Raw genomic sequence first — 9,493 nt, forward strand, 5'->3', positions numbered from 1 at the left:
GGGTTCCTTGACTGCTTTATTCCTTGATCACGGTAACGCTGCCATCCGTGCCCAATGCAATGATGGCATAGGGTTGTGCCGCGGGGTTTTCTTTTTGCAAAGTTACCACATAGTCCACATCCGCTAAAGGGCCCCTGCCCATTTCTTCACATCTTTTTTTTGATGCCACGGTGTTCACGGGAAGGGGAAAGAAGGCCAAGGGCCTTTTAAAACGGGCCACGGCATAACGTGCAAACTTGTGGCGTGCCACCAGAATTGCCAACTCCCTTCCCTGGCAAAGTTGTGGTGCCAAGTGCAGTGGTTGGTCATAGACGATCAGGGTGGGCTTGGTGGAGAAGTCCATAAGGTCATAGGCCAGGTCCGGCACTTGGCCCAGGTGTTGTTCTAGCATGGCATCATGGGCCATGAGACAGGCCAAGGGCCCCATGCCCTGTTTCTGCCCTGTTTTAAGGAGCTTTGCCACGGCCTTTTCATTGTCCGCATCGCAGGCAAGGATTGGGCCCAGTTCTGTGGGCAGTTGTACCATGCCCCCTGCTGAGAGCACTTCCATGGTGCGTTGCAATTGTACGTTCTTCACTTCTACCTTGATAGTTAAAATCCAAATTATGTATTGCAACTTCATTATGAAGTTTTGAGATACAATGACTACTGGGGCTGCATCGATTTTAGGATGGCACCGCTACGGTGCAATCGAAAAAAGTGGCGCAGCGGGAGCATTCGCAGTAGCTCGGAGCTGTAAAGGAAATTCCAGCGCATATTTTGGGTCAATACCATTTCCCAATTGAAAATTAGCCGCTAAAATGGTCTCTTTTTACGCCTTCTTCAAGATAAAAATAAAGCGTTGCTGGGCCATGCCCGATTTTTCTTTTTGGCAGGCCAAAAAAACAATTCAACTTCCGTGGCTGCATTTCAAACGAGAACGGGTATCACCTGGCCCCATCTGTGCCCGCCAAGGATATGGTATGGTTTCTGGGGGTGCCTCACCTTTTAAACTTCCGTGACCTGTTGCTTTTGTTTTAGGGATTTGGAGAGGGGCAGCCCGATCAAAATATGACGCAATAGGGCAATGTTTTTTGGTTTTATGATACTTCCCAGTCCGTAGCGCAACACAAAAAAGCACTGAAGGGCCTTGTATTCAAAAAATCCCCTGTGTTTTTTGACCACATAGAACATGGAGGTCTTGAGCTCCATCTTTATGGCCAGTGGCATTTTGGTCTTTTTTACGGATTGCCCCTGATAATGAACATAGGAGGTTGTGGGTATAAAATGGGTGTCCTTCCCCAATTGTTTCAGTCTTTGGCAAATATCGCTTTCCTCATAATACAAAAAGATATTGGTGTCAAACCCGCCTACCCTATCAAAATCCTTGGCCCTGAAAAGCATAAAGCTCCCATTCACGTAATCTACAGCAATGGGGGCCTGGTACGCTTTTCTCCTATTGGGTTTTCCGTGCACCCACTCTACCCATTTTTTTCCAAAGGCCTCCCGCCCAAACGAGGTAAAGTAGTCAAAACCCAGTTGTTTTTCACCAAACTCATTGTAAATGGTGGGGCCGCAGACCGCGGTTTGGGGATGGGACTCCATGAAGTGCAAGCACTGGGAAATGGCATCTTCCTTTAGCTCGGTATCATTGTTCAAGAAGAGATAATACTGGGCCTTTGCAAATTGTACCCCGAACATGTTGCCACCGCCAAAGCCCGTGTTGATCCTACTTCTGTAAAGTGATAAATGGGGGTGCTGCAATTTGTCCAATGCCGTTTTCAGGAAAAGATAATCTTCTTTTTCAGAGGCATTGTCCACCACAATGATTTCATGGTTCAGTGTTGGATCGGTGTGTTGCAGCAGGCTGTTGATGCATTTTAGGGTAAACCCGGAGGAATTGTAGTTAATGATTATGATGGCCAGGGTGTGTTTTTTGGTGGTCATGGGGCGGGGCGCTTAAGCAAGTCGTTTTTTCAAAAATTGAAGAAGCCCCTCTTGGAAAAGATCGGGGGAGTAGGCATCGTACAAGCGTGCACTGTTCTTTTTGATCTCGTTTTTGTCCATTTCCCCAAAGAGTGCGGGCCGGTAGTCCCTGAGGTGTACACACCTATCTTTTTGGTACACCTCCCCGTGCCATCCCTGTTTGTTTATGTAGGGACTGAAAATGGCAAATGTGGGTATGTCCAGTGCCTTGGCCATGTTCACGGCACCCCCTTCGTTGCCGATCAGCATTTGGCATTGGGAGAGCAGGGCCATAAATCCCCGGAGGGATTCCGCATAGAAGTCTATGGCAATGCGCTGCTGGGTCCGTGGGGAACAACGATCGTAAATGTCCATGGCCTCCTTTTTCTGATTTGGGATATAGTTGAACAAGAGGGTCACCTCTTCTTGGGCACAAATGGCATCCAATAGTTGGGCCATATATTTGGCCGGGTAGGTCTTATAGGGTGCGCTGCCCAAAATACTCACCATGACCAAGGGGGCGCCCGTTCCCAGTCCCTGTTCTTTCAAGGATTTCCGCGCCTGTTCCATTTCAGTTGCGCTGAGGTGAATTTTGGGATAGCTAACGTGTTTGTTCTCCGTTACCAGGGGGTCCAAGAGCATGAGCCTGTTGGAGATGGATAGGGGCAGTGGACCGTCCGATACCCTCTTTTGGCGCACGCAATGGGAATAGACCCAAGCGGTGTACCATTTATAGTTGCCAATTTTTTTGTCCGCTTGGGCAAACAGGGTCATTAGATTGCTCTCCAACTTGCCGTAGGCATCCAAAACAGCGGTGTACTCTGTCTTTTTCAATGATCTTAGAAAGCCAAAGAGCGCTATTTTGCTTTGTCTATATTCGTTCTTAAAGATGACCACCTTGTCTATATGGGGGTTGCCCTCCAAGACGGGTAGGGTGTTTTGGTTGGCCACCAAATGAACCGTTGCCATGGGAAAATGGTGTTTTAAACATTGGCAGATCACCGTACTGGTAAGCACATCACCAATCATTTTCTGTTGTATGACCAAAAACTTCATAGGTCTGGTATTATTTGTCTCATTGTTGGTTGTGGGGCCGCTCCCAAAAGGGGCTGGCATCTAATGGAACGGCGGGCTGTCTTATGGCACCCTGGCCAGAGGGCCCTGTATGTTTATTCACTTTTGGTCCAAGTTTTATGGTTTGTCCTCTTGCCTCCACAGCCGGTCCAGTTCTTGGTACCGGGCATGGACCCCGAGGGCATTGAGATAGCTTATGGTGCATCCTTTCTTTCCATCCAAAAAACCAAGACGCAAGATAAAGTGGTTAAAGAATTTAAAGGCCGGTCTTACGAAAAAATGATAGGCGTTGGCCCTTTCTCCCCGCTTAAAGGCCTCTTGGGCCTTCATCTGACCATATTTAACCATTTTGCCCTTGTAATCTTCGTAATCCTTATAGGAATAATGGATGAGCTTGTTCTTGAGGATGCCAATGGGGCCATCCACGATCAAGGTCTCGTGCACAATGCGTTCTTGGGTAAAGGCCACCTTGCTCTTTCGGAACAATCTAAAATTTTTGTCGCTCTGCCATCCGCTGTACCTCAAGACTTTTTGTTTGAACATAAAGGTCCTGTAAAAGAAATAGGCCGCTGCCATGGGCTCACTGTTAATGGTCTGTGCCACTTCATTTTTAAGGGCATCCGTGAGGCGTTCATCGGCATCCATGAAAAGGACCCAGTCGTGCGAGGCTTGGGCCAGGGCAAATGATTTTTGATCGGTGTAATTTTCAAATGGGCGCTGTATGAGCTTTACGCGTGCATGGGCCTTGATGCGCTCCACGGTGCCATCAGTGCTAAAGGAGTCCACCACAATGATTTCATCCGCGAACTGCACATTTTCCAAAACTTCGTCTATGTGCAGTATTTCGTTGTAGGTGATAAAGACGGCCGAGAGCTTTTGTTGTTTGGCACCCTTCCAGGGCTTGGTCACCGGTTTGCCGAACTTTTTGTTCATTTTAATTTTCCTGCTCAGGGGGAGCACTCTCTCTTCCGGGACCCCATGGGTGTCCATGTACAACTTTACGGCATTGACCATGCGTTGGGCCGATTTTCCATCCCTGTACGGGTGGTAGCGTTGGTTCAGTTCCGAGCGTTGGTCTTCATAAGGATCCCCGTCCAGGTTTTTTTGCACGTGCTCCAGCAATAGACCGGTATGGGTAAGATTGTCCCATCCAATGTTTTTGGAGATGTTCTTGTAGGACACTACCGGCTTGTTCAGCAAGAGGAACTCGTAGATCACGGAAGAGGTGTCGCTTATCAGTAAATCGGCCAGCAATAGGTGCTTTACTATGTTTTTTTCTTTTGCCAAGAGTACATTTTCCCTCTCTTCCGCCAAGTTTTGGTAGCGCTGAATGCCCTCCTTGGACATGAGGTCATGAAACTTTACAATGATGAGGTGGTTGGTGCTCCGGGCCAGTTTTTCCAGATCCCCGTAAAGTTCAAAGGCAGAGGTAAGGCTGGGGGAGAAGGTGGGGGCGTACAGCAGTATTTTTTGGGCTTGGTGCTTGGCCAAAAGCTGTTTTTTTTCATCGGCGTACCTACTGCGGTCAGTGGCAAAGACATCCAATTTTGGCCACCCGGTCTCCATAACCTCAAAATCCCGATATTTTGCCTTTAGTTTGTTGAAGCGTTCCGTAAAATAGGGCCCTTGGGTAAGGTAAAGATCAAAATAATGCCTGATCCGGAAATGTCCTTTCTTTTCTCCGGCCAGTCCATGGAAAACTTGGGTCTTTACGCCCCTTAGGTAGTGGGGCACTTCATTTCCGGGAACAAAGACAACATCACTTTCGTACCACTGAAGATCAAGCATGCTCGTGGTCACCGGGTCCTGGCCAAAAGGAAACTTCTTGAACAACGACTTGCCCACATACCACAGAAAATCATCATTTTGCGCCTTGAGTGCCTCTCTAATGGGCCAAAGGATACCAAAGGCGTACGGATTCTGGCAAAAGAGAATACACTTCATTTTTTAAAGATAAGGTTGGCATGTTCCAAGTCTTCCCTGAAATCCACCTCCATGCAGTCATGCTGCGAGATATCAAGGGCCTGTACCAAAAGTCCGTCCTTCTCAATGGCCATTTCAATGCCTTTTTCAAAATAATCGTCCTTGTCACATTCCTCCAGCCTGTTTATTAAAAGGGCCATATCCTTTTTTGCTATGAAATTGATGCCCACGGCTTCTCCCAGTCCGTTTTTTACATTTTTGGACAATTGGTGCACCCGACCGTTCTTTAGGGTATATTTCACCTCTTCATCCCCAACTTTACTGGTGTTTACCCCTACAAAGGAAATGTCGTTTTCCATTTGTGCGCGGAGGGTGTGCAACAACTTATCGTCAAAAACCACATCTCCATTGAGCCAAAGTACCGAGGTATGCCTGTTTTTTTTGAGGGCCAGGAGCAAACTTTTGGAGGTATTGGTCCGATCAAAAAAAGGATTGTAGATATACATCAGTTCGGGGAAACGCTCCATGATGAGCTCTTTTTTAAAGCCTACCACCACCTGTATGTCGTCCAAATCAAAGGTTGCGGAAAGGTTTTGGACTTGCATTTGCATAATGCTCTTCCCGTTGTTCAAGGGGGTCAATGGCTTTGGAAAGGGGTTGCCCAAGCGAGAACCAATACCGGCGGCGAGGATGACTATTTTCACGAAATCTATTTTACGGGAACGTTCTTATCATTTCCGGTCTGCGCAAAACGTACAGCACCATTTTGGTTTGCAAATGGTTGGGCGCTTGGGCACGGATATGTTCCTTGAACCAAAAGTAACCCAATTTAAGGATTACCCAAATAATTTGATGTTTGAAAACAGTGGCCCGGTAGCAAATGGCAAAAGGGGATTCTAGCGGATGCCAAAATGAAACAATGGGGATGTGCAAAGGCCTCGGGGCGGGGGTGTAGCTTGCCTAGGGTATGGTCTTCCAATCGGGCACCAGGGACTGCGCCTCTTGCAACCGCCTAAGTTCCAGATACCGTTCGCGGTCTCCGAGCGCGTTCAGGTAGCAGACGATCACCCCCTTTTTGCCATCCAAAATCCCCAACCTGATCAGGTAATTGAACAAAAAACGGTAGGCGGGCTTTAGGAGCAGCAGTGAAAACTTGAACTTCTTTTGGTTTTTTAGATCCTCCCTTGCCTTCATTCTGCCGTAGCAGAGCATTTTGTCCTTGTAATTTTGGTAATTTCGGTAACAGTAGTGAACCAATTTTTCTTTGAGCGTGTCGCTCTTCCCATTCACCTCCAGGGTTTCGTGCACAATGCGTTTTTGTGAAAAGTGGACTTTACTTTTTCTGAACAACCGATAGTTCTTGTCTGTCTGCCATCCGCTGAACCTAAGGCGCTCTTGTTGAAACATAAAGGTTCTGTAAAACCAATAGGCCACCGCTTTGGAAGCCCCGTTCACGGTATTCAGGATTTCATATTGCAGTGCAGAGCTCACCACCTCGTCCGCATCCAGAAACAGGACCCAATCATTGTTGGCCTGCTGCAGGGCAAAAGATTTTTGCGCGGTGTAATTTTTAAAAGGGTGCTGAATGACCTTTACGTTGGCTTGTTGCAAGAGATACTCATAGGTGCCGTCCGTACTGTAGGAATCCACCACAATGATCTCATCCGCAAAGGAGAGGGAGGCCAGGCAGTTTTCAATATAGCCTATTTCATTGAAGGTAATGACAAGGGCACTTATTTTTTCATTTTTCTCAAGCATCGGGACAATTCTGCACTGGGGTTACCACCCCTAATGGAACTATAACTTAAAAAAAAGCAAAAAAGTATATCCTTGTCCTATTTTCCTACAAAATGGAACAACCTTTTACACGGCCACGTCATAGGTTCTCAGGACGTCGTTCAGGGAGGTCTTTTTGTTGGTGCTCTCCTTGCGTTTGCCAATGATCAGGGCACAGGGTACCTGGAATTCCCCGGCGGGGAAGGTCTTTGTATAGCTGCCCGGAATCACTACGGACCGTGCCGGCACCACGCCTTTTCTTTCCACGGGGGCCGTGCCGGTAACATCAATGATCTTGGTGCTGGCGGTGAGCACCACATTGGCCCCCAGCACGGCTTCGGTCTCCACGCGTACCCCTTCCACCACAATGCAACGGGAGCCCACAAAGACATTGTCCTCTATGATCACGGGTGCTGCCTGTAGGGGCTCCAGCACCCCGCCAATGCCCACGCCACCGCTCAGGTGTACGTTCTTTCCGATCTGCGCGCAACTGCCCACGGTGGCCCAGGTGTCCACCATGGTGCCCTCATCCACATAGGCGCCAATGTTCACGTAACTGGGCATCAATATGGTTCCGGAAGCGATATGGGCCCCGTGGCGGGCCACCGCATTGGGCACCACCCGTATTCCCTTCTCCTTGTAGCCCCGTTTTAAGGGCATCTTGTCATGGTACTCAAAAATACCGGCCTCCAGGGTCTCCATTTGCTGTATGGGGAAATAGAGCACCACCCCTTTTTTTACCCACTCATTGATCTGCCAGCCCCGGGCCGTGGGCTCGGCACAACGGAGTTGGCCATTGTCCAAGAGGGAGATGACCTCCCTAATGGCCTCTTGGGTGTTCTTTTCCTTGAGCAGTTCCCTGTTTTCCCAGGCGTTTTCCATGGTTTGTTGCAATGCTGTGATGTCCATCGTTCTATTTTCCGCAAATATAGGGTCTGGCCCACGAATTGCAGGCGCAAGGCACATCTTATAACAAATTATCCTTTATTTTTGCCAAAAATTGTTTTGGGGAGGATACTTGCTTTGGATTATGGTGCCAAAAGAACCGGGATTGCGGTCACGGACGAGCTTCGCATCATTGCCTCCGGGCTCACCACGGTGCCCACGGAAGCGCTCTTTGCCTTTTTGGAAGCCTATGTCCGGAAGGAAAAAGTGGACCGCATTGTGGTGGGGGAGCCCAAGCAAATGGACAATACGCCCTCTGCCTCCGAAGCCTTGATCGTGCCGTTCCTAAAAGAGTTGCAACGGCGCTTGCCCCATATTCCCATAGACAGGCATGATGAGCGCTTTACCTCTAAAATGGCCGTCCGGGCCATGGTGGATTCGGGAATGAAAAAGAAGAAGCGAAGAAACAAGGCCTTGGTGGACGAAATCAGTGCCACCATCATCTTGCAGGACTATTTAAAAAGTATTTGAATGATTTTACCCATTGTAGCCTACGGCGACCCTGTTTTGAGAAAAGTGGGAAGCGACATTGATAAGGATTATCCCGGGCTGGCCACCTTGATAGACAACATGTGGGAGACCATGTACAACGCCAGTGGGGTGGGGCTTGCCGCACCACAGATTGGCCTGCCCATTCGGTTGTTTGTCATAGACACCACCCCTTTCTCCGAGGATGCCGAGCTGAGCAAGGAAGAACAGAAGGCCTTGAAGGGCTTTAAAAAGGTCTTCATAAACGCCCACATTACGGAAGAAAGTGGCAAGAACTGGGCCTTTAACGAAGGCTGCCTGAGCATACCGGACGTGCGTGAGGACGTAAACCGAAAAGACACCATTGCCATTACCTACCAAGACGAAAATTTCAAGGAGCGCACCGAGGTCTATGATGGCCTACTGGCCCGCGTGATACAGCACGAGTACGATCACATAGAGGGCGTCTTGTTCACGGACAAGCTGTCTTCCCTTAAAAAGCGCATTCTCAAGGGCCGGCTGGCCAATATTTCCAAGGGCAAGGTCAATGTGGAGTACCGCATGCGTTTCCCGGCCATGAAAAAAGGGCGCTAACATGGTGCATTTACGCATGAAATATGGCATATTTGCGCTTTAAAATTGCACAAGGGCTATGGCTTTAGACAAGATTTTATCCATTTCCGGAAAACCGGGACTCTACAAGTTGATCACCCAGACCAGGTCTGGTTTTGTGGCCGAATCTTTTTTGGACGGAAAGAAAATAAGCGTGGGGCTCCGAAACAACGTGAGCGTCCTTTCCGAGATCGCCATTTATACCCTGGAGGAGGAAGTGCCGCTGCGCCAGGTGTTTCTCAACATCCAGGTCAAGGAAAAAGGACAGAAGACCCCTGTGAGCCACAAGGACGACAAGTTGAAGCTCGAGGAATATTTCTTTGAGGTACTGCCCAATTATGATGAGGACCGGGTGTATCCCAGCGATATAAAAAAGGTCATTCAGTGGTACAACCTGTTGGTGGACAAAGGCATCACGGATTTCTCCGAAGATAAGGACGGGGAAGAATAACCCCTGTTCCGGTTGGTCCCAACTAACGCCCTGAGCCCTCTTTGGCCAAGCGTGTTTTGGGGCGGCCGCCCACCCATCATCGGTACTGACCAAGGTCCGGTTGGTAGGTTCACCCAAACCGATTTCTTGCGTACGCGCCCCAGCAGGGCCTTGGGCGTTTTGTGCGTTCCCTTTATTTAGGGCTTGCTGATTTTCGCAAGGATTATAAACTTTAGGCCGCTACGATTCGGGGCGCATTTCGGCCACCATTTCCGATCGGTGCAAAAACCTTGCTTAAGAGCCCCTTTATGACGCCAGGGT

At 48.8% G+C, this 9,493-nt stretch carries 10 protein-coding genes; 3 read left to right on the forward strand and 7 right to left on the reverse strand.

Annotated features, from left to right (window positions below):
* Positions 1-16: 16 nt before the first annotated feature.
* From ACKWCC_RS08760 to ACKWCC_RS08790, 7 genes are all read right to left on the reverse strand, one after another.
* Positions 17-616, reverse strand: coding sequence for an L-threonylcarbamoyladenylate synthase (locus ACKWCC_RS08760; protein WP_413995539.1), 600 nt, complete (start codon positions 614-616; stop codon positions 17-19).
* Positions 617-987: 371 nt separating this feature from the next.
* On the reverse strand, positions 988-1,926 hold the full coding sequence (locus ACKWCC_RS08765) for a glycosyltransferase family 2 protein (protein ID WP_413995540.1): 939 nt from the start codon (positions 1,924-1,926) through the stop codon (positions 988-990).
* A gap of 12 nt (positions 1,927-1,938) precedes the next feature.
* Positions 1,939-3,000: a glycosyltransferase family 9 protein gene (locus tag ACKWCC_RS08770; RefSeq protein WP_413995541.1), complete on the reverse strand. Its 1,062-nt coding sequence runs from the start codon at positions 2,998-3,000 to the stop codon at positions 1,939-1,941.
* Between the two features lie 135 nt (positions 3,001-3,135).
* Positions 3,136-4,962: a CDP-glycerol glycerophosphotransferase family protein gene (locus tag ACKWCC_RS08775; protein ID WP_413995542.1), complete on the reverse strand. Its 1,827-nt coding sequence runs from the start codon at positions 4,960-4,962 to the stop codon at positions 3,136-3,138.
* On the reverse strand, positions 4,959-5,645 hold the full coding sequence (locus ACKWCC_RS08780; RefSeq protein ID WP_413995543.1) for a phosphocholine cytidylyltransferase family protein: 687 nt from the start codon (positions 5,643-5,645) through the stop codon (positions 4,959-4,961). Before ACKWCC_RS08780 ends, ACKWCC_RS08775 begins: the two co-directional genes overlap by 4 nt.
* A 256-nt stretch (positions 5,646-5,901) precedes the next feature.
* Positions 5,902-6,699 (reverse strand): glycosyltransferase family 2 protein, encoded by a 798-nt coding sequence (locus ACKWCC_RS08785; RefSeq protein WP_413995544.1) that lies wholly within the window; start codon positions 6,697-6,699, stop codon positions 5,902-5,904.
* A gap of 105 nt (positions 6,700-6,804) precedes the next feature.
* Complete coding sequence (locus tag ACKWCC_RS08790; protein WP_413995545.1) at positions 6,805-7,626, reverse strand: 2,3,4,5-tetrahydropyridine-2,6-dicarboxylate N-succinyltransferase; 822 nt, start codon at positions 7,624-7,626, stop codon at positions 6,805-6,807.
* Positions 7,627-7,722: 96 nt separating this feature from the next.
* Here ACKWCC_RS08790 and ruvX point away from each other — a divergent pair, with 96 nt between their 5' ends.
* Genes ruvX through ACKWCC_RS08805 form a run of 3 tightly spaced genes read left to right on the forward strand, consistent with a single transcriptional unit; the run spans position 7,723 to position 9,193 of the window.
* Positions 7,723-8,133 (forward strand): Holliday junction resolvase RuvX, encoded by a 411-nt coding sequence (gene ruvX / locus ACKWCC_RS08795; protein WP_413995546.1) that lies wholly within the window; start codon positions 7,723-7,725, stop codon positions 8,131-8,133.
* On the forward strand, positions 8,134-8,724 hold the full coding sequence (def, locus tag ACKWCC_RS08800; protein ID WP_413995547.1) for a peptide deformylase: 591 nt from the start codon (positions 8,134-8,136) through the stop codon (positions 8,722-8,724). It abuts the gene before it with no gap.
* Positions 8,725-8,782: 58 nt separating this feature from the next.
* Entirely contained in the window at positions 8,783-9,193 is a 411-nt protein-coding gene (locus tag ACKWCC_RS08805) for a DUF5606 family protein (RefSeq protein WP_413995548.1), read from the forward strand.
* Positions 9,194-9,493: the final 300 nt, after the last annotated feature.

The organism is Maribacter aquimarinus (assembly GCF_047345505.1).
In the GTDB taxonomy this organism is placed as follows: Bacteria; Bacteroidota; Bacteroidia; order Flavobacteriales; family Flavobacteriaceae; genus Maribacter.